This window comes from Virgisporangium aurantiacum, assembly GCF_016863635.1.
Taxonomy (GTDB): domain Bacteria; phylum Actinomycetota; class Actinomycetes; order Mycobacteriales; family Micromonosporaceae; genus Virgisporangium; species Virgisporangium aurantiacum.
Genome location: NZ_BOPG01000121.1, coordinates 15,790 through 38,030 on the forward strand (window position 1 = coordinate 15,790; position 22,241 = coordinate 38,030).

At 69.8% G+C, this 22,241-nt stretch carries 25 protein-coding genes and 1 pseudogene; 13 read left to right on the plus strand and 13 right to left on the minus strand.

Annotated elements, in window-relative coordinates; all coding sequences use genetic code 11:
* The first annotated feature begins 368 nt into the window (after positions 1 to 368).
* The 11 genes from Vau01_RS64335 (at position 369) to Vau01_RS60340 (ending at position 8,655) form a co-directional block, all read left to right on the plus strand.
* Positions 369 to 1,535 (plus strand): hypothetical protein, encoded by a 1,167-nt coding sequence (locus Vau01_RS64335; RefSeq protein ID WP_239153038.1) that lies wholly within the window; start codon positions 369 to 371, stop codon positions 1,533 to 1,535.
* Between the two features lie 73 nt (positions 1,536 to 1,608).
* Positions 1,609 to 2,550 carry a TRM11 family SAM-dependent methyltransferase gene (locus Vau01_RS60295; RefSeq protein ID WP_239153057.1) on the plus strand — a complete coding sequence of 314 codons (942 nt, stop codon included), beginning with the start codon at positions 1,609 to 1,611 and terminating at the stop codon, positions 2,548 to 2,550.
* The gene (locus Vau01_RS60300) at positions 2,547 to 3,488 is read left to right on the plus strand and encodes an adenine nucleotide alpha hydrolase family protein (protein ID WP_239153040.1); all 942 of its coding nucleotides are present in this window, start codon (positions 2,547 to 2,549) and stop codon (positions 3,486 to 3,488) included. Before Vau01_RS60295 ends, Vau01_RS60300 begins: the two co-directional genes overlap by 4 nt.
* Complete coding sequence (locus Vau01_RS60305) at positions 3,485 to 4,069, plus strand: DNA cytosine methyltransferase (RefSeq protein WP_204013520.1); 585 nt, start codon at positions 3,485 to 3,487, stop codon at positions 4,067 to 4,069. The genes Vau01_RS60300 and Vau01_RS60305 overlap by 4 nt, the downstream gene beginning before the upstream one ends.
* On the plus strand, positions 4,038 to 4,880 hold the full coding sequence (locus tag Vau01_RS60310; RefSeq protein WP_204013523.1) for a hypothetical protein: 843 nt from the start codon (positions 4,038 to 4,040) through the stop codon (positions 4,878 to 4,880). Before Vau01_RS60305 ends, Vau01_RS60310 begins: the two co-directional genes overlap by 32 nt.
* A complete protein-coding gene (locus tag Vau01_RS60315) occupies positions 4,877 to 6,106 on the plus strand; it encodes a DNA-methyltransferase (protein WP_204013526.1) in 1,230 nt (409 codons plus the stop codon). Before Vau01_RS60310 ends, Vau01_RS60315 begins: the two co-directional genes overlap by 4 nt.
* On the plus strand, positions 6,106 to 6,555 hold the full coding sequence (locus tag Vau01_RS60320) for an XF1762 family protein (protein ID WP_204013529.1): 450 nt from the start codon (positions 6,106 to 6,108) through the stop codon (positions 6,553 to 6,555). The genes Vau01_RS60315 and Vau01_RS60320 overlap by 1 nt, the downstream gene beginning before the upstream one ends.
* Before the next feature lie 154 nt (positions 6,556 to 6,709).
* The gene (locus Vau01_RS60325; protein ID WP_204013532.1) at positions 6,710 to 7,213 is read left to right on the plus strand and encodes a hypothetical protein; all 504 of its coding nucleotides are present in this window, start codon (positions 6,710 to 6,712) and stop codon (positions 7,211 to 7,213) included.
* Between the two features lie 2 nt (positions 7,214 to 7,215).
* Positions 7,216 to 7,353: a hypothetical protein gene (locus tag Vau01_RS60330; protein WP_204013534.1), complete on the plus strand. Its 138-nt coding sequence runs from the start codon at positions 7,216 to 7,218 to the stop codon at positions 7,351 to 7,353.
* Between the two features lie 20 nt (positions 7,354 to 7,373).
* A complete protein-coding gene (locus Vau01_RS60335) occupies positions 7,374 to 8,012 on the plus strand; it encodes a VUT family protein (protein WP_204013537.1) in 639 nt (212 codons plus the stop codon).
* Positions 7,972 to 8,655 carry a hypothetical protein gene (locus Vau01_RS60340; RefSeq protein WP_204013540.1) on the plus strand — a complete coding sequence of 228 codons (684 nt, stop codon included), beginning with the start codon at positions 7,972 to 7,974 and terminating at the stop codon, positions 8,653 to 8,655. The genes Vau01_RS60335 and Vau01_RS60340 overlap by 41 nt, the downstream gene beginning before the upstream one ends.
* A gap of 138 nt (positions 8,656 to 8,793) precedes the next feature.
* Here Vau01_RS60340 and Vau01_RS60345 read toward each other — a convergent pair whose 3' ends face one another.
* Positions 8,794 to 8,955, minus strand: a complete 162-nt coding sequence (locus tag Vau01_RS60345; RefSeq protein WP_204013543.1) for a hypothetical protein — start codon at positions 8,953 to 8,955, stop codon at positions 8,794 to 8,796.
* Between the two features lie 110 nt (positions 8,956 to 9,065).
* Here Vau01_RS60345 and Vau01_RS64340 point away from each other — a divergent pair, with 110 nt between their 5' ends.
* The gene (locus Vau01_RS64340) at positions 9,066 to 9,494 is read left to right on the plus strand and encodes a hypothetical protein (protein WP_239153042.1); all 429 of its coding nucleotides are present in this window, start codon (positions 9,066 to 9,068) and stop codon (positions 9,492 to 9,494) included.
* Complete coding sequence (locus tag Vau01_RS60355; RefSeq protein ID WP_239153044.1) at positions 9,491 to 10,975, plus strand: tyrosine-type recombinase/integrase; 1,485 nt, start codon at positions 9,491 to 9,493, stop codon at positions 10,973 to 10,975. Before Vau01_RS64340 ends, Vau01_RS60355 begins: the two co-directional genes overlap by 4 nt.
* Positions 10,976 to 11,325: 350 nt before the next feature.
* Here Vau01_RS60355 and Vau01_RS60360 read toward each other — a convergent pair whose 3' ends face one another.
* From Vau01_RS60360 to Vau01_RS60415, 12 genes and pseudogenes are all read right to left on the minus strand, one after another.
* Positions 11,326 to 11,583 carry a GntR family transcriptional regulator gene (locus tag Vau01_RS60360; RefSeq protein ID WP_204013546.1) on the minus strand — a complete coding sequence of 86 codons (258 nt, stop codon included), beginning with the start codon at positions 11,581 to 11,583 and terminating at the stop codon, positions 11,326 to 11,328.
* Between the two features lie 99 nt (positions 11,584 to 11,682).
* A complete protein-coding gene (locus tag Vau01_RS60365) occupies positions 11,683 to 12,063 on the minus strand; it encodes a hypothetical protein (protein WP_204013549.1) in 381 nt (126 codons plus the stop codon).
* Between the two features lie 175 nt (positions 12,064 to 12,238).
* Complete coding sequence (locus Vau01_RS60370) at positions 12,239 to 13,174, minus strand: endonuclease/exonuclease/phosphatase family protein (RefSeq protein ID WP_204013552.1); 936 nt, start codon at positions 13,172 to 13,174, stop codon at positions 12,239 to 12,241.
* A gap of 288 nt (positions 13,175 to 13,462) precedes the next feature.
* A complete protein-coding gene (locus Vau01_RS60375) occupies positions 13,463 to 14,134 on the minus strand; it encodes an NUDIX hydrolase (RefSeq protein ID WP_239153047.1) in 672 nt (223 codons plus the stop codon).
* Positions 14,135 to 14,492: 358 nt separating this feature from the next.
* Positions 14,493 to 15,386: a S1 family peptidase gene (locus Vau01_RS60380; RefSeq protein WP_204013557.1), complete on the minus strand. Its 894-nt coding sequence runs from the start codon at positions 15,384 to 15,386 to the stop codon at positions 14,493 to 14,495.
* Positions 15,387 to 15,693: 307 nt separating this feature from the next.
* Positions 15,694 to 16,020: pseudogene (locus Vau01_RS60385) on the minus strand (helix-turn-helix domain-containing protein); the annotation flags it as partial.
* 117 nt (positions 16,021 to 16,137) lie between these two features.
* Positions 16,138 to 17,055 (minus strand): ABC transporter substrate-binding protein, encoded by a 918-nt coding sequence (locus Vau01_RS60390; protein ID WP_204013560.1) that lies wholly within the window; start codon positions 17,053 to 17,055, stop codon positions 16,138 to 16,140.
* A 141-nt stretch (positions 17,056 to 17,196) separates the two neighbouring features.
* Positions 17,197 to 18,063: a class I SAM-dependent methyltransferase gene (locus tag Vau01_RS60395; RefSeq protein ID WP_204013563.1), complete on the minus strand. Its 867-nt coding sequence runs from the start codon at positions 18,061 to 18,063 to the stop codon at positions 17,197 to 17,199.
* A 105-nt stretch (positions 18,064 to 18,168) separates the two neighbouring features.
* Positions 18,169 to 19,035 carry an SAM-dependent methyltransferase gene (locus Vau01_RS60400; RefSeq protein ID WP_308440546.1) on the minus strand — a complete coding sequence of 289 codons (867 nt, stop codon included), beginning with the start codon at positions 19,033 to 19,035 and terminating at the stop codon, positions 18,169 to 18,171.
* Between the two features lie 401 nt (positions 19,036 to 19,436).
* Positions 19,437 to 20,297 (minus strand): helix-turn-helix domain-containing protein, encoded by an 861-nt coding sequence (locus tag Vau01_RS60405; RefSeq protein WP_204013566.1) that lies wholly within the window; start codon positions 20,295 to 20,297, stop codon positions 19,437 to 19,439.
* A complete protein-coding gene (locus Vau01_RS60410; RefSeq protein WP_239153050.1) occupies positions 20,294 to 20,842 on the minus strand; it encodes a DUF6879 family protein in 549 nt (182 codons plus the stop codon). The genes Vau01_RS60405 and Vau01_RS60410 overlap by 4 nt, the downstream gene beginning before the upstream one ends.
* Before the next feature lie 743 nt (positions 20,843 to 21,585).
* Positions 21,586 to 22,128, minus strand: a complete 543-nt coding sequence (locus Vau01_RS60415) for a hypothetical protein (protein ID WP_204013569.1) — start codon at positions 22,126 to 22,128, stop codon at positions 21,586 to 21,588.
* Positions 22,129 to 22,241: the final 113 nt, after the last annotated feature.

A 22,241-nucleotide genomic window follows, 5' to 3' on the forward strand; every position in this document is an offset into this window, starting at 1 on the left:
GCGCCTGTGAGCAGGCGGGGTCTTGACAAGAAGCGCCGCTGTGAGCGGCGTCCGCTCACGGTGTTGTCACGGTTCGTCGCTGTGAACGTGCGCAGCGTTGCTTGTTTCGTTCGCGGCGGCTGTGAGCGGCTGCGGATGGGCGACGTTCGTCGAGCCGACTTCGGTGTGAGCGCCTGTGAGCGGGCGGGGTCTTGACAGGAAGCGCCGCTGTGAGCGGCGTCCGCTCGCAGCGTTGTCACGGTTCGTCGCTGTGAGCGTGCCCTGTGTCGCTGTGAGCGGCTGTGAGCGGCGGGGGCGTTCGCCAGGGCTCACAAATCCGGATAGGGGGATGTCAGCGCTTCACGGCGCGGCGCGGAGCCGACAGTCACATGACGACGCACCCGCCGCACCACCCCACCCACTCCTTCGATCCCAATCCCGACCCGGACCGCGCTGCGGACACCGGCACCAAGGCCGGCACCGAGACCGGCCCGGACGTCGCCGGCGCCGCGTTCGACCGCGACGGTGACGGGCGTCCATTGGTCGACCTGGTCGCCGGTGACCCGCCGGTGCCGATCACCGTCTGGCGCACCGCCCGGGCCGGCGGCGACCGCTGGGCGAGCATCCCCGCCCGGCTGGCGCGGCGGCTCGTCGCCGCCTACAGCCGCCCCGGCGAGGCGGTCGTCGACCTGACCGACGACCACGCCCTCACCGCGGCCTGCCGTGCCGGCGACCGCCGGCATCACCGGGCCTGGTTCACCGACGTCGCGTCGCTGATCATCGGCCCCGCCACCACCGGCGGCGACGTGAGCGACGGCGCCGATGCGGACGTCGACGACGATGCCGATGACGATGCCGATGACGATGCCGACACCGACCGGTCGCCGTTGCACCGTGGCGCCCGTCCCGGCCGCGCTGTGCGCCGCGACCCCGACCGCGACGGCGGATCCGACACCGACGATGCCGAACCGGTGTGGTCGCTGGCGGACTGGTTCGGCGACGACCTCACCGACCCGCACCTGCCGCCGGCTGCCCCGCCGGTCGTGCCCGTCCCCGACGGCGCGTCGCTGACCGGGCTCACCAGCCTGGTCGTGGCCTCCTGGCCGCTGGATCCGGATCCTGCCGCCGGCCGGGTCCGGCTGGCCTGGCTGCTCACCGCCTGCCGGGAACTGTTGCGCCCCGGCGGCTGCCTCGTCCTCGTCGTCGCCCTCCCGCCAGGGCATCCGGCAATGGGACGCGGCGTTACGCCGGAGGATTTCTCCCCGATCGTCGCCGCAGCCGCCCGCGCCGGGCTCGGGTATCTGCAGCACATCGTCGCCGTCGCCGCCGACATCAGCGGCGAGCACGGCGACACGTTCATCTACCACCTCGACAGCCAGGTCGCCGACGAGGAACTGCTCGCCCTGTCCCGGGCGGGTGCGCAGGCCGAGGGCGAGATCTGGACGGTGGCGCACCTGCGGGTGCACGCCGACCTGTTGGTCTTCACACCGGTCCAGTTCCCCGCGCCGCGGCGCCGGCGCGGCGCCGGCCGGGAGGGTGGTGGGCGTCGTGGCTAAGCCCCGCACCGCCCCGGCCACCAGCCCGGGCGAGCCCAACCGCGACCACCTCGACGATGCGGTGACCGACGCCGTGCCCGGCGTCGCGGCACCCGACCACGACGACCCTGACCGCCCCATCTCCCGGCCGGAGGCCCTGTCGGTGTGGGCGACGGCGCAGCGGACCGGGCCGGTGCAGCGCCGTGGCCGGTACGTGCCGGACTCGGCCGCGCATCCGGCCCGGATGCTGCCCGCGATCGCCGCGCACGCCATCGCCGCCTACACCGCCCCGGGCGATCTGGTCCTAGACCCGATGTGTGGGATCGGTACCACGCTGGTGGAGGCTATGCACGCCGGTCGGGACGCGATCGGCGTGGAGTACGAGTCGCGTTGGTCGGACATTGCCGACGCGAACCTGCGTCACGCCCGCGCCCAGGGCGCGACCGGCCGGGCCGGTGTCATCCGCGGTGACGCCACGAGCATCCTGTCGCTCGTTCCCGGTGTGCTGATCGGGACGGTCGCGCTGGTCGTGACCTCGCCGCCGTACGGGCCGGCGGTGCACGGGCACGTCGCGGTCGGCGACGAGCTCGACGTGCGCGACAACCGGTACAACGACGGTGCCGACAAGGGCAACCTCGCCTACCGGGACCTGACCGGTTTGGCCGACGGGTTCGCGCAGATTCTGCGTGGCTGCACCGCGCTGCTGCGGCCCGGCGGCACGGTTGTGGTCACCGCCCGGCCGTGGCGTAAGCGCGGCGAGCTGGTCGACCTGCCCTCGGCGGTGATCGGCGCCGGCGTGCGCGCCGGCCTGGTCCCGACCGAGCGGTGTGTGGCACTGCTGGCCGCCGTCCGCGACGGGCAACTCGTCGCCCGGCCGTCGTTCTTCCAGCTCCAGTCGGTGCGTAAGGCACGGGCGGCGGGCACGCCGATGCACCTCATCGCGCACGAGGACGTGCTCATCTTCATCAAGCCGGGCGCCGAGCCGACGGGATCGCACGAGCCGTCCACATCGGACGGTCACGGGGGTCGCCGATGACCGCCACCCGTCGATACCTGTCGCTCGGCGCCGGGGTGCAGAGTTCCGCCGCGCTGCTGCTGGCCGCCTGCGGTGACATTGCACCGTTCGACGCGGCGATCTTCGCCGACACAGGCTGGGAGCCTGCCGCTGTCTACACCCATCTCGACCGGCTCAACGAGATCGCCGCGGGGGTGGGCATCCCGATCGTGCGGGTGTCGACCGGCAACATCCGCGACGACGCCCTCGACCCCGCCCACCGCTTCGCCTCGATGCCGCTGTTCACCCTCGGCCCGAACGGCGAACGAGGCATGGCCCGACGTCAATGCACTTCCGAGTACAAAATCAAGCCGATCAAGGCCGAGGTGCGGCGGCGGCTCGGCTACCCCCATCCGCAGCGGGTGCCGGCCGGGCTGGTCGCCGAGATGGCGATCGGGATCACGGTCGATGAGGTACACCGGGCGCGTGACGCCGACGTCGCCTACATGCGCAACGTCTTCCCGTTGCTGGATCTCGGCTGGCGGCGCGGCGACTGCGTCACCTACCTCGAGCAGCACGGCCTGTCCGGCGTAGGCAAGTCAAGCTGCCTGGGGTGTCCATACCACGACGACACCTTCTGGGCCCGGTTGAAGGCCGGCAGCCCCGCCGAGTGGGCCGACGCTGTCGCGTTCGACGCGGCGATCCGCCACGGGTCGGCGCGAGCCAACGCCGACGGACACCCGCTGCGCGGGCAATTCTTCCTGCACCGCCAGCGGGTGCCGCTCGACCGGGTCGTCCTGCGGCCCAGGCCACCGGCCGACGACACGGCCGGCGAAGCGGACGACGGTGACCGGCCGGGGTGCGGGCCGTGGACCTGCCCACACCCCGCCGAAGCCACAACCGACCCCGTAACCGGCTCCATAGCCGGCCCCGTCGGCGACCCCGTGACCGGGCCGACCGACGTGCGGGAGGTGGCGTGAATGCCCACCCCGCCGGCACGACGCCGGGCCGGTACGCCGGATCCGCCGGTGGGCCCAGGATCGGGTCGCTGTGTACCGGCTACGGCGGCCTCGACCTGGCCGTCGAGCTGGTTCTCGGCGGCCGGCTCGCCTGGTACGCCGAAACCGACCCGCACGCCTGCACCGTCCTCGCCCACCACTGGCCTGGCGTCGCAAACCTCGGCGACATCCGCACCGTCGACTGGAGCCGGGTCGAACCCGTCGACATCCTCACCGCCGGGTTCCCCTGCCAGGACATCTCCAACGCCGGCAAACGTGTCGGCATTACCGGCGAACACTCCGGCCTGTGGACCGCCGTCGCCGATGCCGTTCGCGCGCTTCGACCACCGCATCTGTTCGTGGAGAACGTCGCCGCGCTCGTGCGGCGCGGGCTCGACTTCGTCCACGCCGACCTGGCCACGATCGGGTACGACACGCGATGGCTATGCCTACGAGCATCCGACATCGGTGCCGCCCACCGGCGCGACAGGCTGTTCCTGCTGGCCTCCCGCACCGAACTCGGCAGCCGGGATGCGGACCCTGCCGACACCATGCGCCCGTGACGGCAAAGGCCCCGGCCATCAGTACGGGCTGCCCGACCTCATCGAGCGCCGACCGCTGGGATCCCGGCCGCAGCTCCTGCTGCCGACGCCGACCGCGGTGGCGTGCGGATCGAACCGGTCCCCGTCGCCCGGGGCGAGCACACGTCCCGGCCCGGACGCCCTCGCCCGCCAACACCTGCTTCCCACCCCGACGGTCGCCGACAGCCGCTCCTCGGCCAACGCCACCGCCAACCGGACCGTGCCACTGGTCGGGCACGCCGGACGCACGTTGACCGACGCGGCCCGGCTGCTGCCCACCCCACGCGCCACCGACGGCGCCAAAGGCTGCCCCGGGCAGCGGGGCTCGCACGGAGACCTGACCCTGCCCTCAGCGGCCGTCCAGGTCGCGGTCCAGGTCGGGAGAGTGCTGCCCACCCCGACCGTCTCCGACAGCCGGGGACCCGGAACCCGCGACGGCGGCGGACCGAACCTGCGCACCACCATCACCACCCTCCCGCCCGGCCCGCTGGGGCCGGGCGGGCCGGTGCCGGACCCGCAGCGATGGGGCAGCTACGCCCACGCGGTCGCCCGCTGGGAGGCCCTGCTCGGCCGGCCGGTCCCGGACCCGACCCAACCCGGCCGGCACGGCAAACCCGTCCTCGCCCCGCCGTTCGTCGAGTGGCTCATGGGCCTCGAACACGGCTGGGTCACCGACCTCGGGATGCCGCGCACCCTCGCCCTGAAGGTGCTCGGCAACGGCGTCGTACCGCAACAGGCAGCGGTCGCGTTGCGGCTACTGCTGTGCCCGCACCGGTGGGCGGCGCCCCGATGACCGACCACCACCACACACCACACCGACCGTCCACGTTGGACGGTTGCCGGTACCGCTGCAGTGGCCCGGTCGAGCTGTACCTGGGCGACGCCCGCGATGTCCTGCACGCGATGCCGGACGCGAGCGTCGATTGCCTGGTCACGTCACCGCCGTTCTGGTCGCTGCGGGACTACGGCACCGGGACCTGGACCGGCGGCGACCCCTGCTGCACCCACCAACCGGCCACACGGAGACGCATGGACGGGGACCGCTGTCCCGCCTGCGCCGCGCGGTGGACCGACCCGCAGTACGGCCTCGAACCGACCGTGGACGCCTACGTCGACCGGCTCGTCGCGGTCTTCGACCAGGCCCGGCGGGTCCTCACCCGGTCCGGCACCTGTTGGCTGAACCTCGGCGACAGCTGCGCCGGCGGCAGCCGCCGCGCCCACGACACCACCTCCGGGATCACCGCCAGCCGGCGGCTTTCGCCGGTTCGCAGCGGCTCCCCGCTGCCGGCCAAGAACCTGGTCGGCGTGCCGTGGCGGGTCGCGTTCGCCCTGCAGACGTCGGGCTGTATCTTGCGTAACGCGGTCATCTGGGCCAAACCGAACCCGATGCCTGAGTCGGTCCGCGACCGGCTGTCCACCGGCTACGAACTGCTGTTCCTACTCACCCGGTCCGCGCGGTACCACTTCGACCTGGACCCGATCCGCATCCCCGTGCTCCACCCGGACGCCGCCGACGGCACCCGCGTCTTCGGCGGCGCCCGCAACGGCGCCACTGGCGGGATCGGCGCCACCGCCCGCCGCCGCGGCGGCACCTACGGCCGCAAGCACAACGGCAAGCACAACGGTGACGCCAGCGTGGAACCACGCGCCGCGAGCGGCAACCTCCGGCCGGTGGGGCACGCGCACACCGCCGCCCATCCGAAGGGCCGCAACCCCGGCGACGTGTGGACCGTCGCGACCAGGCCGTACCGCGGCGCGCACGTCGCGCCGTTCCCGGTCGATCTCCCGCTACGGGCGATCGCCGCCGGCTGCCCGGCCGGCGGGATCGTCTGCGACCCGTTCTCCGGCGCCGCCACCACCGGCCTGGCCGCCCTGCGGCTCGGCCGCCGCTACATCGGCATCGACGTCAACCCGGCGTTTCACGGCGAGGCCCTCCATCGGCTTCGCCCATACCTGCCCGACCCGGTGGACGGACCCGTGGACGGACCCACGGACGGACCCACGGACGGGGCCGGCTGATGGGGCTGCGTCTGGTGCCGGTCACGTTCGCCCAGGCGTGCGGCTTCGTCGAGGACTGGCACCGCCATCACCGCCCGCCCCGCGGCCACAAGTTCAGCGTGGGCGTCGCCAGCGGTGACGTACTCGTCGGGGTCGCGATGGTGGGCCGACCGGTCGCCCGACTGCTCGACGACGGCCACACCCTCGAAGTGGTCCGCGTCGCCACCGACGCCAGCACCAACGCCTGTTCAAAGCTGTACGCCGCCTGCTGGGCGGCAGCCAAAGCGCTCGGCTACCGCCGCCTGGTGACCTACACGCAGGCCGGCGAGTCCGGCGCGAGCCTGCGCGCCGCCGGCTGGCAGGTGGTGGCGCACCTGCCACCAGCGCCGGGCTGGTCGAGGCCCAGCCGGCCCCGCATCGACCACGGCACCGCCGGCATCGCCCGGCGGCGCTGGCACGCCCCCACCTGACCAACCCGCCACCGCACCGGCACCAGCGGGTGTGGGCGCCGCCGCACGACCACGCGGCAGGCGGCGGCGCCCACCGGTCCGCTCATCCCTTTTATCCAACCGCGTTTCCCACCACCCCGCTCCGGTCAGGAGCCCACCACCAAGGAGTAGCGCCATGTCCAGCACCACCGCCGCTGTCGGCCACGTCCCCACGCCGATGCCGCCGAGCAAAACGACCGCGACCCGCGACCGCGCGGGCGGTGACCGGGGACCGTTCCCGGTCACGATCGTGCGTCCGGCGCTGGTCACTCTGCCGCCGCTGACGGCGGTGCAGCGCGACCGGCGCCGCGCGGCCCGCAAACTGGCCGCAGACCTCACCGAGAGGGCACTGCGCCGACGGTGGCGGCCGGTCTACCACCCGGTTGATCTGCACCTGTGCGTCGACAGGGACGGTGAAGCGATCATCCGCGACGCCCCCGACATCGCCGCCGCACCACCCGGCGCGGTGCAGGTCGGCCGGGACCGCCGCGGCCGGGCGCTCGCGGTGGTGCTGCACGCCGAGGACTGGAGCCTCGTCATCGACGCCTTCGCGATCAACACCTACGGCTGGCAACCGCCGATGACGTGGGTGTTCCTCGACCGCCCCGACCTGCGGCAGAAGGGCGCGACCCGTACCTGACCGTGCGCTTCGACCACGGCAGCGCCGTCGCGGGCGTCGCGTGGTCGGACATGGTCGCCGACGTGCTCGCCCGCACCACCGAACGCCCCGCACCCACACCCCGCCACGGCCCGCCCCGCCGCCTGACGCCGTCGCCGTGAAAGGACACCCACGAACCGCCATGCCCACCACCCCTCAAACCACCGCCACCCCGGCAATCACCGCCACGACCCGGCAGCCATCCGGCCCGCCCGAGTGCCGCCCCCACCGTCTGCGGTGGCACGCGGCCTCGGCGGTCGCCGGGTTCATCGCCACTGTCATGACCGCCAACGCCCTCACCGCCACGTTCGGCCTGATCCCGGTCGGGTTCGGGCTGACCGCCACCGCCGGCACCATCGCCGCCGGCCTGACCCTCCTCGCCCGCGACGCGGTCCACCACCTCGCCGGCCGCGCCACCGTCGCGGCCTGCATCGCCGCCGGTGCACTCCTCAGCGCCGGCCTCGCCGGTCCCCGCCTGGCGCTGGCGTCGGCGACCGCGTTCGCGCTGTCCGAGGTGGCCGACCTGCTGGTGTACCAGCGGCTGATCCGCCGCGGCTGGATCACCGCGGCGGTCGCGTCCAACACCGTCGCCGCCCCGGTGGACAGCGTCGTCTTCCTCGGCTTGGCCGGCTTCCCGATCTGGGCGTCGCTGCCGGGACAGGTGTGGATCAAGACCGCCGCCGTCGCCGTCCCGCTCGCCGTCGTCGTCGCCGTCCCGCTCGCCGTCGTCGTCGCTGTCCGTGCGTTACTACGCCACCGCGTCCGGCCCCGCCGTTCGTGAGGCGATGCGCGCCGGCCGGCTCGGCATGATCGCCACTCCGGCGTCCGGGAACCGCGTCGAGGCCGGTGTCGCGTGGATCGCCGACAACAGCGCATACACCGGCCGCTACCCCGGCGACGAACCGTACCTGGCGTGGCTCGCCGCCCGCAGCGTCCACCGTGGACGGTGCGGGTTCGCGACCGCGCCAGACGTTGTCGGGGACGTGGCGGCGACCTGGGCGCGGTCCCGGCCTGTCCTGCCCCGCATCCGGGCGTTGGGCTTTCGGGCCGCGCTCGTCGCCCAGGACGGATTGGAGGACCTCGACATCGAGTGGAGGTCCTTCGACGCCTTGTTTCTAGGCGGGTCGACGTCCTGGAAACTCGGACCGGCCGCCGCCGGCCTCACCGCCCACGCCCGCACCCTCGGGCTGCCTGTGCACATGGGTCGGGTCAACAGTCTCACCCGGCTGCGCTACGCGGCCTCCATCGGCTGTGACTCCGTCGACGGCACCCACCTCGCGTACGGGCCGCTCCGCGGCCTGCCCGAACTGCTGGGCTGGCTCGACCAGCTGCGCCAAGCACCACCGGAGCACGCCTCGGGAGGTGCCGCCGTGCGGTCGTGGCCGGCTGCGGTTCGGGGTTGCGGTTCGCCAGCCGGGCGTTGATCTCGCCGATGTGTTCCGCGCCCTCGGCGTCGAGTTCGGCGCGGCGGCGCAGATACGCCAGCCATCGCACCAGAACCGTGGCCAGCCCGGCCAGGGACACGGTGACGGCGAATGCGCCCACGATCCATAGCGCCCGAATCAGCCATCCCGGTCGGCGGACAGGTCCGTCACTTGCCCGATGAGCAGCGTCGCGCCGGCCGCCGCGGCGACGACCAGCCCGGACGCGAAGTACATCGCCGACCGTGCCAGCTCGGCGCGGATGTGCGCGGTGTGGTCCGGGCGGCACACCCTGCCAGCCATGCCAGCAGCATGGCACAACCCCTCCCACCTCGTTCACCGTCGATGGCCGGACCGCAGCAGCGGCCCGGCCACGTCCGTTGTTCCGCCTACCGCTGATTGGAGTGGCCTCCGTGCCCAGTCACATGACCACCAGCGCGTCCGCCCACGACACTCCGCACGCCGTGCCCCCCGTCCTGACACGGGCCGGGCACGGCGATCAGCCGTGGACCGAGGGCCGGATCCGCGCCCTCGGTGTCGTCACCGACCTGTCCACCGCCGCGCAGGTGTTCGGCCTCGGCCGGGCGCTGGCCTACCAGCTCGCCCGCGACGGGAAGTTCCCCGTGCCCGTGCTGAAGGTGGGCAACCGCTACCGGGTCGCGGTCGCCGCGATCCTCGCCGCGCTGCACCTGCCCGCGGCACCCGCCACCACCGAACCGGCCGGGCCGGCGCCGGTCGGCGACTTGATTGTGCCGCCGCAGTCGAGCGTCGATCACCACGACGAAAACAGACGTTCCGGCCCGCAGCGTATGCGGGACGCACCGACCCGAGGAGCACCGTGAGCACCGCAATTCCGGAAGGATCCGTCTACAAACGCTGCAGCTGCAAAGACCCCGGCACCGGCAAGGCGTTGGGGAGCAAGTGCCCGAAGCTGCGCCGCGCCGGCGGCGGGTGGCACCCGACCCACGGCACCTGGGCGTACCAGATCGAACTGCCCGCCCGCCCGGGCGAGCCGCGGCGGCCGTTCCGCCGCGGCGGGTTCGACGGCCGCGACGACGCCACCGCCCTGCGCGACCGGGTCAAGGCGCTGCTCGACCTCGCCCGCGGTGACGCCGACCGCGCCCTGGAGATCAGCGACCTGATCTGGGCGACCCGGCGCGGGCAACCCCTGCCCGACCCCGACACAATCACCGCCAGGCTGCAGGCCGGGGTTCCCGCCTCGGTCGCCAAGACCACCGCCGAATACCTCACCGAATGGCTCGCCGGCCGGCGCCGCCTGTCACCCAAGACCATCCGCGGCTACAGCGACCACATCACCAACAACCTCATCCCGCACCTCGGCAACATCCCGATCCAGGAACTCAACGAGCGGCACATCGCCACCATGTTCACGAAGCTCGAGGAACGCAACCTCGACATCCTCGACGCCAGGGCCAGCCCTGACCCGGCGATCCGCGCCACCGTGAAAGGTATCCGGCCGATCGGGCCGGTCAGCCTGCAGCGGCTGTTCGCCACCCTGCGCAAGGCGCTCAACGACTGCGTCTGCAAAGCCAAGCTCATCCCGTTCAACCCGGCGCTGAGCGTCGAGCTGGAGCCGGGTACCTCGCCCAGGCCGAAGGTGTGGACCCCGAAGGCCGTCGAGCACTGGCGCAAGACCGGCGAACGGCCCAGCCCTGTCATGGTCTGGTCACCGCACCACGCCGGCGAATTCCTCGACTACGCCGAAGCCCACGACATCGTGCTCTACCCGATGTTCAAGCTCCTGCTCGACCGGGCGCTGCGCCGCGGTGAGGCGGTCGGGCTGCGCGACTACGAGGTCGAACTCGACGACGCGCACCTCACCGTCTCCCAGCAGATCACCTCGGTCGGCTACAAGCCGATCACCAAACGGGTCAAGAGCCGCGCCGGGGAACGACCCATGGCGCTTGGCGAGGCGACCGTCGCCGACCTACGCGACTACGTCGCCCGCCGCGACCGCTGGCAGCAGGTGTGCGGCGACGACTGGCCCGTCACCGGCCTGTTCTTCGTCCGCCCCGACGGCAAAGCCTGGCACCCGGACACGATCAGCCAACGCTTCGACGACCTCGTCGCCGCAGCCGGTCTGCCGCCGATCCGGCTGCACGACCTACGGCACTGCTGCGCCACCTACATGTACGCCGGCGGCGCCGACATCAAAGAAGTCCAGGAACTACTCGGCCACGCCACCGTCGCGATGACCTCCGACATCTACACCTCGGTCCTGCTCGAATTCCGACGCGCCTACGCCGATACCGTCAGCAACCTCATCCCACGCGCGCGGCGCCGCCTGGACGAGGCCGCATGAACGAAGCCGCCTGAAGACGGCCCACCCGCCTCGGCCAACGATCGAGCAACGACGAAACCGGCCCCTCCCGATCTTGCTGGGAGGGGCCGGGTTCGTCGTCAACACTGCCTGCGCCCGGCGCATCCCCCGGTCAGGGCCTGCCGAGGCGGACGGCGGTCGTGTCGAGCATCCGCAGCAGCAGATCGCTGAGACCGATAGGACCGCGGGAAAGCGAGAACGTGTCGACATCCACTCCCTGACGTTAGTGGCCGATTCGGCCGATGGCCGCGTCGACCGGCCTCTCTACGCGCCCCAGTCGACGCCATGGCCAACAGCTCGACTGGTGGTCGCAGCACCCGGTCAGAGCTCAGTCAGTCAGCTGGTTCCGCTCCTTGTTCACCATGTTGGGCAACGAACGTGCCGCGGTGCGGCACGGTCACGACGAGGCCGAGGTCCCGCAACGCGGCGGTGGCGTTTCGCGCGGTACCGCGGCTCACGCCAAACTCCTTGCACAGCTCGGTTTCCGTGGGGATTCGCTGTCTCGGTGCGAGATCACCGGCGCCAATGCGGGCGGCGATTTCGTTCGAGACTTGTCGATAGGGCGCGACAGGGCCAGTGCGGTCAATCATGGGAGCCACGGTAGCAACTGCTATCTATTCGTTCAAGAACGTATAGTGACTCGAGGCGGCGAGGGCCCCGCAGTCATAACGGAGGACCACGTCCGTTGATCATCGAGGCGCAGCCGGCGCGCAGTCGTAGTCGACGGGTGGGTCGTACGCCTGTGGCTGCGGGCAGTCGGGCTCCTCGCACACCAGGACGTGGTGGCCGCCGCAGTCGCAGGCGGCCCACTGGTCGATGAGCCGGCCGTGGCGGCGGCCGTGGCTGTAGAGGTGGCCAGCCGGGCAGTGTGTCGGCTCGTCGCCGACCATCTCTCGGACCGACTTATACGGGAAGGCGATCACCCCACGGTCGGCTCGGGCGGCCTCGATGAGGAGGCGGAGTTCGGTTGGTGTGGAGGCTCGGAACTCGCAAGTGCTCGATCGCCACGGCGAGTCCTCGGGCCGCGCCCAACGGACGGTCATCCGCCACTGCCGAGTCCACCGCCGCATCGGCCTAATATACGAACGCGTGTTCGAGGCTGCAGGTCAACTGCTATGGCCGGCGACCGGGAGGGTTTCAGCCCTCCGCCGTCGCCGAACTTAGGGTGGACGGACGGTCCCGGGCGTCGGTGCACGAGCACCGCCGAGCCCCGTCACTCACCGCCCACGTCGACGCGGACCGTCGTCAGGTGGGGGTGGTGCCGGCGGCATCACCTGACCGGCTGACAGCCTCGCTGATCACGGCGTTTGTTCGTCGAAGGGTGATGTCGACGCGTCGGTGATCCGAAGGCATTGGGCGGGCAGGGTCGGGGATGTGGATGTTGTAGCTGCCTGGCATGACGGGCCAGGCGTGTTGGCAGGCGTCGTTGATGAGGATGTAGTCGATGTGCAGGCCAGAGCCGCCGGGGTTGACGGTGGGTGGGAGTGGTCGCGGACTGCAGGGGTCGAGTTCGGCGACGTGGTGGAAGCCGGCTCCGTCGATGCGGTTGCCGGTGGTGGTGTCCCAGCGGCCGATGAGCCGGTCGACGGCGCGGGTGTCGGCGTGCCAGCTGCCGTCTGGGTCTTGCCGGCCTTTGTGGTCACGGACCGTTGCCGGGAGCCGGGACCAGTCGGCGGTGGGCAGGTGTGATCCGGACGAGGTCGAGTTGAGGTCCCCGGCGATGATCGTGGGAATGTCGCTGGCGCCGTAGGTGGCGAGCAGTTTCGCTCGGGCCACCCGGGCGTCGCCGTCCCAGAACGGCCAGTGCTCGACGAGGATCTGCAACGGGCTGTCGTCATTGCGGTGTCGGAGCCGGGCGAGGTTCTGTTTGTCGGCGAAGTCAACCTCTTCGCCGGCTTCGAGGTCGAACACGTTCGGGTCGTACACCACCGCGGTGGCCAAGGCTCCGCTAAACAACTCCCCGACGTAGGTCCGCCCGGTAGCCGCGCTGAGCGTTTGTACCGCTTTCAGGAACAATCGGCGTCCACGCGCGAACCAGAATTTGGCTTCGCAGAGGGCGATGAGATCTGGTGCTGGTGCTGGGACGTACGTCTCGGTCAGCGGGCGGAAGTCGTAGCCGTTGTTCGGGCGTAGTCCGCCGTTGCGGAAGTTGAACAGGGAGATATTGAGGTCGATGGTCATCGAAAGGTGTCTTCCTGGTGTTGATGATGGGGTGGCGGCCCGCACGTGGACTACCAGGCATGCACGTAGGGTTTGGTTCGCTTCGCAGCGATATCGCTGTCGCTGTCGTAGGTGTCGGGATTGTCAGGTGACGATGCGGTAGCCGACCGCAGGGGCAGGTGGCTGCGACCGATGTCTCAGGGAGGGGTACACACCAGTGAGGTCGCCTAACTCCCGCGGGCACGAGACGCCGCATCCCTGCGGCGAGGACGTTGCGGGCGTTGGATTCCGACTGGTGAAGATCGGCTGTCATGGCTTCGGTCCCTGGCCATCAGGGGTTGGGTTCGAACGCGGCGACGGCCTGCGGGGACGGAGCAGCGGCGGGTGGAGGGTGTCGGCGTTGCCGCGTGTGTAGAGGGGTGCGGGGGCGCCGGTGGACCCGATTCGGTACCGGTCGGTGCGGTCGAGGAAACCCGGGATGCGCAGCGCCCTGCGGTGGAAGTTGCGCCGGTCGAGCTGGGTGTTCCAGACGGCTTCGTAGACGGTGCGCAGTTCAGTGATCGTGAACTCCACAACGCACAGGTCAACGGCCATCGGGGTGTGTTCTAGTCGGCCGCGGACATGTTCGAGGCTGTCACGGACGATCTCGTCGTGGTCGAAGGCGAGTGGGGCTGCGTCGCGGACGGGCCGCCAGCAGGCGGCTTTCGCATCGGAGCCGGCGGTCGGCAAGGTCAGGTCGGGTAGGAGAGCGAGCCAGGTAACGCTGATGACGTGGCCGCGGGGATCGCGGCCGGGCGTCGCGTAGATGCCACGCTGGTCGAGCTGCGCGTGCCGGATGCCGGTCTCTTCCTGGAGTTCACGACGTGCGGCGTCGACCAGGTCTTCGGTTCTCTTGACACCGCCGCCGGGCAATGCCCACTGCCCCTTGAACGGAGCCTTGCGGCGCTGGACGAGCAGAATGTTCAAGTCGTCGCTGCGCACGGCCAGGACGACCAGATCGACTGCGACATCCACGAGGGCGAACCTTCCTGTGCTGGAGCATCGTGGGACCCAGGTCCCTGCCAGCCGATTCGCGGAAGGGACCTCAGGACATGCGTCTAACCGGGGTCTGGTGCCGGCACCTGTGCGGTGATAGCCGGCTTGACCGGTCGATGCGTTAGGTGCGGGCGGCCGGGTCGGTGGTGGCGGCCCTTCGCTTCGCTGCGACGTCCGGGTTTGTGAGGCCGGGCGCAAACCCCGCTGCAAGGGGGAGCGAAGGGCCGCCAGTCCAACGTCTCCAGTCCAAGGGCCCGGTCCGGCCATCCCCGTTCCGCGGTGGCCGGACCGGTTTCGAGGTGCGCTACGTGGTGATGAGCGGCTTGAACAGGTTCTTGCGTGCGTTGTCCGTTGAGTAGATCGTCGGCGGGCAGGTGCACGGCTGTAGTTTCGGCTTGCGCATCATCTGGAGCATCCATGCAGGGAACGGTGCGTACGTGGGGTCGGTGTAAATCCCCGGCCCGCCGCACGACGGCTCTGCGGTCGTTTCCCGGCTGGTGATGCCGATCGACGCCCAGCCGAGCGGGCTGCGGCGCAGTGCGGGGCTGCCCGAGTCGCCGTAGCACGCGCCACCGTCGACGCAGAATTCACCATCGCTGGGGGACCCGCCGGCACACATGTTGGTGGGCAGGCGCGTGGTGTCCCGCTGCTGCAACGTGACCGGGATCGTCACCGGCTGCGGCGGCGGGAACTGCGTCAGCCCCCAACCGACCAACCGGCCCGGGTCGCCGACGCCGAGCAGGGTGAGGGAGATGAGGGTGATCGACGCCCGTACCGGCTGGGTGAGTTCGACCAGGGCGAGGTCGGACACCGGCCGGCCGGCGAGCGCGCCCCACATCCAGTCCGGGTGCAGGTAAACCTGCCGACCGGTCACCAGGACGCCGGCCGTCCGGTCGGCGGAGCCCACGCGGGCCGACACGGTCCCGCCCGGCACGGCGACGGGCGTCGGTGCCGGTGCGTCCTCCGAGACGCAGTGCGCCGCGGTCAGCAGCCACTTGGGGTGGATCAGGGATGCGCCGCACCAGGCGGTGCGCCCGTCGGGCAGCGCAATGGTGAGGGACGCGACGCCGGGGTAGTTCTGGGTGGCGTCTTGTCCGCCGACGATCGCGGAGGCCGGCGAACTTCCGACGACGAGCGCGACGACCGCCGTCAGGGACGTGACCACCACGGTCATCGACCGTGTGAAGAGGGGTGTCATGCGGACCTTCTCATGATTGTGAACGGCCCGGCGCCGGCTGGCGCCGGGTGATGTGGGGCGATCCCTCGCATCGGCGCGCCTCGTGCTGGTGCGGGCGCTACCCACCGGGGGCTGTGGGGTGACGCGAGGGATCGCCGGTCCGGGGGCCGGCCCGCGCCCCGGATGTGTGGAGGGCGGGCTGGCCGGAATGGAGCCCTCTGGACGGCGATCGCGGAGGGCTCCTGGCCTTGTGCCGTCGGCACCGGGTCGGATGCGGCCCCCCGGCCGGGGCCGCGATTCGATCGAGCAGCTACGGACTGCGCGGTGATCAACGTTGCCGGGTGGGTGCGCCAGCCAGGGCTGCGGCTTGCGCGAGGTAGCGGTCGATCTCGCGGGGTGGCCGTCCAGTCGCGTTGGCGATGTCGTCGGCGATGTCGTGGGCCGAGCGGCGCCGGTGATCCGCCGTGAGGAGCGTCGACAGGTCGCGGGCGCGGTCGAGGATCGCGAATCCGAGGGTGTATGTCTGCGTCGAGACTCCACCGACGCGGGAATCCCAGCGTTGCAGGAAGCCGTGGTAAACCAGGGTCCGGACGAGGTGGTACATCGTCTGCCGGTTGAGACCGCAGCGTTCCGCGATGGTATTGGCAGTGATGCCTGGAGGCCCCGCCGACCCCCACGGCGGTCAGGATCTCTACTGCTCGCGCCACCGACTGAATCTGATCGCTGGGCGGCCGCTCGGTGATGTCTGTTGCGGCCGGCCTTCCCCTGCCTGTCACCGGTGCGGCTGCAGGTCGAAGGCCACGATGTTCTCCGGGGCGACGTCGGCGGGGACCAGACCCAGGCCCTGGATGAGGGCGATGCACGCTCGCACCCGCACCGGGTCGAGGTAGCCGATCGCGTCGCTGCCGCGCACGTACGGGATCATCTCCGTCACCTCGGCAGCGGCAATCTCCGGCGTGTAGGCCGGAACGTGCTTGGCCATGATCTCGCCGGCCGCGTCCGGGTCGGCGATCGTGTCGACGAGGCCGCGCACCGCGGCGTCGCGGAACCCGCGCACCAGGTCGGGGTTCGTCACCGCGGTCTCGGTCAGACAGCCGATCGCGTTGCCGACCACATCGCGTAACAGGTCGGAGTACGGCAGCATCGTGACCGTCTCCCCGGGGCGCAGCTTCCCCGCCGCCCGCGCGGCCGCCTCGATCGCGGGACGGCCGACCACGATCTCGGTCGAGGCGTCGAGCTGCCCGGCCATGAGTGCTGGCCGGATGCCCGTCGGGGCCATCTCGACCCAGACAACGTCGCTGTCCTTCATCCCGGCAGCGCTGGCGTAGGCCGGGAAGATGCTGCGGTTGACTCCGCCGACGGTGTAGCCGATCTTCTTGCCTCGCAGGTCCTGGGGGGCGTGGATACCGGCCGTGGGCAGGGCGACAATGCACGACACCCCCCGCTGGTAGATCGTGGTGAAGATCCGGAAGTCCACGAACGGCGGCCGCCGGCTCTCGATGATGCCGCCCGCGACGTCGATACAGGCGATCTGCGCCTTCCCCGACTTCAAGGTCGCGAGGTTTCTCTGGGTACCGGCACCGGCCTGGATGTCGACGTCGAGCCCGGCGTCGCGGAAGTAGCCCTTCTCCTTCGCCACGTACAGAAAGGCGTCCTGGCCGGTGATGTTGAACCCGGTCAGATACGCCACCTTGTCGATCTTGCTACTGGTCGGGCGGTGGGGTTTGTTGTTGCCGCAGCCGATCAGTGCGGCGGCCGCACCGCCAGCGGCTGCGGTGAGGAGGCCTCGGCGGGCAAGGAGCGGAGCGACGCTCTTCGGGGACAGCATCGGTCACCCCGCAGCGATCGGTCGGCGGCCGACGAACGACCAGGTCAGGTTCCCCATCACGGTCACGTCCGGGTTGACCAGGTGGGTGCGCAACGTGCGGAGATCGTCGAGGGCGATGCCGTGTTCGATGAGCTGGTCCTCGATCTGCTTGGACAGCTCGATCGGCAGGCGGCAACCGGCCTGCCCGCCGACCCACGACGTCGCGCCGGTCAGCACCTCTGCCTCCAGGCCGGCCTCGACCATCAGCCGATACGCACGCAGGATCCACGTCCCGTCGTTGCCGTGTACCTGCAAGTACGATCTCAGCGCCTGCTGGTAGGCGGAGTACAGCACCTCGGTCTCACCGGTCGGCGCCCGCAGCACCACGCCCGCCCCGACCCCTCCCCAGTCCTCGATCACCAGGTAGCCACCGGGCGCGAGGACAGCGGCGAGTTCGGCGACGAGTTGATCGCGGCGACCGAGGTGGGCCAGCAGGCATCGCGCGTGGATGAGATCCCACGGGCCGCCGCCGATGCCGGCGACCGGCTGGGAACGCAGGTCATGCTTCTCTACCCGAACGCCCGGGTGCGTCGGCTGGACGTGGATCGGTTTGAGGTCGGTGGCCACGACCAGACCGCGCGGGCCGGCATGGAGAACGGACCGGTCCCCATGGTCGCCGGCTGCGGCGGCCGGCTCGTGGATGACGATGTCGGCAACTTTCCGGGCGATGCTGCCGGTGCCGGCCCCGAGTTCAAGGACGCGGGCACCAGGCTCCAGCCGCGGCTCCAAGATGCGCATGGTGTGCGGGTCGAGGATCTGCGCCAGCCAGGCCAGCGAAATGCCCGCGCCACGCTGATCGTTGTCGAGCGCGTATGTCGTGCTCAGCGTCATGTCACTCCGTTTCAAGGGTTGAGCCCGGCCGAGTCGTCCGGCGGGCAGCATGCATTGACCGGCCCGCCCATCGCTGGGCTCCGGCGTCGGAATGCGTCAAGGTCGTCAGATCTTGCGGGCCACCGCCGCATAGACAGCCGCGTCTGCGAACGCAACCGGCTCGCTGTCCGGGTCGGGACGCCATTGGGCGACGGGCACCAGGCCGGGCGCAAGCAAGTCCCACCCGTCGAGGATCTTGAGGACTTCATCCTCATTGCGGTACCGGAAATCGCCGTGCCGGCCGCTGGCGATGGCCTGGTCCCAGGCGGCCTGCGTTCTCGGGTTGAACGGATCGCCGGTCACGTGGCTCAGCAGAAGGTAGCTCCCCGGCGGCAGGGCATCCCGCAACTCGGCAACGGCCTCGCAGGCGTCGTTATCGTCCGAAATGAAATGCATAACCGCCACGAGCAGCAACGCGATCGGCCGATCGAAGTCGAGCACCATGCGGGCCTCGTCCAGGACCGCCTTCGTGTCGTCCAGATCCTGCTCGATGTAGGCGGTGACACCCTCGGGTGCGCTGGTCAGCAACGCACGAGCGTGAACCATCACCAGCGGGTCGTTGTCGACGTACACGATCCGCGACTCCGGCGCGATCCGCTGGGCGATCTCGTGAGTGTTGTCCGCCGTCGGCAGACCGGTACCAATGTCGAGGAACTGCCGGACGCCGCACTCGCCAACCAGGAAAGTCACACCCCGCTGAAGGAACCGGCGATTCTCGATTGCCGACGCGCGCACCCCTGGAAACATCGCGGCAATGGCATCACCGGACACCCGGTCGGCTTCGAAATGGTCCTTGCCGCCGAGCCAGTAGTTGTACCGGCGGGCCGGATGCGGGACCGACGTGTCGAGCTTCGGCGGACCGTACGGGTCACTTCCCATCACAGACCGGCCGTTCCGTTGTCTGTGTCGGCAAGGACTGAAGCGGTTGCTCACGCTCCGCAGCCTGCTCGGTTTTCAAACAGTCCAGTAGACGCTCAACGGCTGCCCAGTCCTCACCCCTCGGTGCCCCCGCCTCTGGGCCGCTGCTCATCGCGCACCGCCGTGCACGAGTTGGAGCGGGATCCTCCATGCGCGTACTTTGGATCCGAGTGTGGGCAGGTGCTCTTCCATGCTCACGCCTCCTTGACGGCCGGAACGCCTGTTCGGGGCGAGAGCGGCGGTACGGGTTCAGAAGATCCCGTTGTGGACAATCGCCGCCGCCCTCGACGCGGCGCCCGCCACGACGACTCAGCCAAGGAAGCGACCCAGCCAACGCAGCGGTGTGAGCACCGCGCGCAAATGACGCTAGGGCTGCGGGGAGCTGGCACACAACGAGTGTGCTCAAACTTGCTCGATCAACTTCTGTCGCTGTCCAGTCGGTCGATCGCTGCGGCGATGAGGGTCCGCGCCTCACGGCCGAATACCGCCTGACTGGACAGGTCACCAAATACTTTCTTGTACAGCCTCAATTCTTGAGGCTGCGAAATTGTCAGGTGGCCGCTAACCAACTCTACGTGTACGCGTTTCTCGTCGAACATCCAAAAGCCCTCGACTGGCCATGTCTTCGAACGATCGACGTCGAGAGGAATGATCCCCAGGGAGACAGATGGCAGGGAGCTGACAGCGAGGAGATGGCCAAGTTGGCCCGCCATCACCTCTGGTCGGCCAATGGAGAAGCGGAGCACACATTCCTCAAGGACAATCGCGAAGCGGCGGTCCCCGTCGCCGATAACGCGCTGCTTGTCCACGCGCACTTGCACCGCCTCCTCGACATCGTCAATCAGGCCACGACGTAAGCGCAAACCGTCCAGAAGTGCGGCGATGTATCCGCGTGTTTGGATTGGCCCAGGGATGAGGCGCGGGTTGTAAATTTGGAAACCCCGCGTCCGCTCCCAGAGAGGGACGACCGCCTCCTGCGCACGCCGTAGGCCAGTGGCCTCCATGCGTCGCCACTCGACGAACATTCCTTCGACGGCCCGCAGTGAGGCCACAAACTCTTCGGTTTGCTCAGGGACACCGGTGAAATTGCACCAATCTCGGATGTCGTCGGGGGACGGCTGAGTACGGCCGTACTCAATCTTGCTAACCTTCGACTCGTGCCATCCTGCCCGTTGCGCCAATGCCCGCCCAGTGAGGCCCGCTTCGATGCGGACCTCACGTAGGCGGGTACCGAGTGCGGCGAGAGCTTGCTGTGCGCTTGAAGACTGCGGCTTCATCGAACTGACGCTGCGCCATCCCTGAGCTTCGGCCGGTACTGGTCATGCGGTGTCGCTCGCTCCCACACCGCTTCGAAGGCCGATAGGCAAAGCTGCAGGACAGCGGGGTTATTCGTCATCTCGTGCCCCGTTGATGCGCCATCGCCGTCGAAGTGGCCAATGCGAACACGTTCCCCGTCAAAAACCCAGAAGTCGTTGCCGGGAAGCGTAATGTCTGTGGCTGACCGACGCGGCAGCCAGCGGACCTCCTCGCCAGCAGCAACATTCGTAAACGCGCCTTCATACTCGAACTGAATGTACTCGCTAATGGGTTCGCTGATGATCCTTGCGCGCCTGACCTGAACGCCACGATCCGTGACCTCGTCAACGAGATCCAGCCAGGGACGCCACCACGTAGACCGATCAGCATCGGGATCGTCGCCGCGTCCCTGCTGCCACGCAAGAAACATGGGATCTGCACGGTCGTACTGGTCCCGCATTTCCAGGTGAATCGCCGAATGGCGGCACGATCGCACCAGTTCCTGAATGCTAGGAGCCGCTGCCACCAGTAACCTCCGGGAGGAACTGGGTCATGTATCGAGGTATTTCAACCACCGTTTCGTGCTCAGGTAAGCGAAGTTGGCGAAGGCGCTCTTGGTCAACGACCTTCAGCCCTTGAATGAGGTAGGTGTCGCGGTCCGTGTCACGGTAGATTGTCGCCGAGTCGCCATCGGGGCTGGCCGGATCCTTGCCGAGAAATTCTAGTGCCACGGTGTTACCTCCCCTGGTGCTTGCCTGAACTTGCTCGGACTCTGGCATGGTGACTTGGCGCTTCGCGTCCGTCAAGCGTCGCCCCCAGCGGTGGTGAAGGCCGCCGGAACGAGGATCCTGAGCCGCGCGCTATCCCAGGAGCGAACGGGAACGCTCGCCCGGCTGGTTCGCCGGGCGGCCATCAGCCGGCCGGCGACCGTCGCGATCCTGCCGTCAACGGCATCGCGTTCGCGTAGAAACCGGCGATCGCGCGAAACGTCGGCGAATGTCGTCCTCATGCCCAGATAGCACTCTGCCTCACCGCACTCGAGCCCGAGACTGGCGAGGCTCAGACTGCAGACGGGCAAGTCGGGAAACTCGCGCAGAACGGCGGCGTCGTGGAGTTCGCCGGGTCCTCAACCAGCAACAGCCAGCCCGGACGGCGACAGATCCGGAACGTGATCAAGAGCGCCAGGGTGTAGGTGGTTTCCTGGACAAGCCGTGGGGTGCCGGCTCGGCGCCGCCTCAACGTCTGCTGCTGCTACGCCTCGAGCGCGCGCTACGGGCGCAGCATCCGATGTTCGTCGCGATCCCCAATGTCCGAGTCGTTCTTGGAGCGCAGCCCAAGATCCTGCTGCATCAGCACCATCAAGGCCAGCCGGGCGTCGCTGATCGCGACCAGAGTCCTGCGAATCTCGTCCCGCGAGAAGGGTTCCGAGCGCGGCTCCAGCGCCGAAAGACGCAGCGGGTACCCGAGCAGCTCAGATAGCTCCACCAGGCGATCCAAGACCCTTTCCGCGCCGCGCGCGAGCTCGGGTGGAGCCATGAGATCCATTTCGTAGCCGGCTAGCTTCGCCTGCTCGAAAGCCGCGCGCATCTGCTCCTCCCGGTCGGGCGTTACCGCGTCCCCTCGCGCATGCGATTCAATGACTCGAACCCACTCCCGCAGACTCGAGTGATAACGGAGATAGGCGGGAAGGAGCCGATGTTCACGACGCTCTTGTAGAGATCGCAGGTCTGCACGGCGCTGGGTCAGCCAGACACCAGCGAACGCGATCAAGGCGCCCAAGGCGGCCGTCAGAAGTGGAAGAAGACCCTGCATCGATCCAGGGTAATGACGGACGTTGCCGGCTGGGGTTGACGCCGCACCGCATGGACATAGCGGACCGGGGATACCAGTGTCATCGCCGGCGTCATGCGGCGGCGATCGGATCG

Coding starts and splice junctions, on each gene's coding strand:
- Vau01_RS60345 (WP_204013543.1), bottom strand. CDS start 8,955: ATGGCTGGCAGGGTGTGCCGCCCGGACCACACCGCGCACATCCGCGCC.
- Vau01_RS60315 (WP_204013526.1), top strand. CDS start 4,877: ATGACCGACCACCACCACACACCACACCGACCGTCCACGTTGGACGGT.
- Vau01_RS60325 (WP_204013532.1), top strand. CDS start 6,710: ATGTCCAGCACCACCGCCGCTGTCGGCCACGTCCCCACGCCGATGCCG.
- Vau01_RS60360 (WP_204013546.1), bottom strand. CDS start 11,583: ATGATTGACCGCACTGGCCCTGTCGCGCCCTATCGACAAGTCTCGAAC.
- Vau01_RS60310 (WP_204013523.1), top strand. CDS start 4,038: ATGCGGACCCTGCCGACACCATGCGCCCGTGACGGCAAAGGCCCCGGC.
- Vau01_RS60370 (WP_204013552.1), bottom strand. CDS start 13,174: ATGACCATCGACCTCAATATCTCCCTGTTCAACTTCCGCAACGGCGGA.
- Vau01_RS60300 (WP_239153040.1), top strand. CDS start 2,547: ATGACCGCCACCCGTCGATACCTGTCGCTCGGCGCCGGGGTGCAGAGT.
- Vau01_RS60380 (WP_204013557.1), bottom strand. CDS start 15,386: ATGACACCCCTCTTCACACGGTCGATGACCGTGGTGGTCACGTCCCTG.
- Vau01_RS60405 (WP_204013566.1), bottom strand. CDS start 20,297: ATGAAGCCGCAGTCTTCAAGCGCACAGCAAGCTCTCGCCGCACTCGGT.
- Vau01_RS60320 (WP_204013529.1), top strand. CDS start 6,106: ATGGGGCTGCGTCTGGTGCCGGTCACGTTCGCCCAGGCGTGCGGCTTC.
- Vau01_RS64335 (WP_239153038.1), top strand. CDS start 369: ATGACGACGCACCCGCCGCACCACCCCACCCACTCCTTCGATCCCAAT.
- Vau01_RS60335 (WP_204013537.1), top strand. CDS start 7,374: ATGCCCACCACCCCTCAAACCACCGCCACCCCGGCAATCACCGCCACG.
- Vau01_RS60365 (WP_204013549.1), bottom strand. CDS start 12,063: ATGCGGCGGTGGACTCGGCAGTGGCGGATGACCGTCCGTTGGGCGCGG.
- Vau01_RS60395 (WP_204013563.1), bottom strand. CDS start 18,063: ATGACGCTGAGCACGACATACGCGCTCGACAACGATCAGCGTGGCGCG.
- Vau01_RS60415 (WP_204013569.1), bottom strand. CDS start 22,128: ATGCAGGGTCTTCTTCCACTTCTGACGGCCGCCTTGGGCGCCTTGATC.